Source organism: Salinimicrobium oceani, assembly GCF_012037645.1.
In genome coordinates this window covers 1-379 of record NZ_JAAVJR010000976.1, presented here as the reverse complement: position 1 = coordinate 379, position 379 = coordinate 1, and the positions used below count along the sequence as shown (strand labels likewise).

The following is a 379-nucleotide window of genomic DNA, read 5'->3' as shown; positions in this document are numbered from 1 at the left end:
TCTTAAAATCGAATTATAACATTGAGAATAAATAATTAAAGTATGCCACTGCAGCCAACAAGAAAACCAGGACTGCCAGTAAAACAGTTTTATTTAATTTAAACTTCATGCAAATCGTAATTCTTTTTTAAATGTATAAATTACGGTTTTCCGTAAAGCTGAATTAACAAAGGTTTGTGGTTTTTTAAGTCATAATTTCGATGAAATACAATTACTCGCGATAAACTGCACTACGACTTTACTTTTTCCTGCTTCTTTCTAAACCTTATATTCAGCATCTCGATACATAGCGAGAAGAACACCGCGAAATAGATATAACCTTTAGGAACGTGATATTGGAGTGCTTCCATGATCAACATGAATCCTATGAGTATTAACA

General features: G+C 31.9%; 1 pseudogene. It reads right to left on the bottom strand.

Going from position 1 to position 379, the window contains the following annotated elements:
* Positions 1–230 precede the first annotated feature (230 nt).
* Positions 231–379, bottom strand: a pseudogene (locus HC175_RS24880) (TerC family protein); the annotation flags it as partial.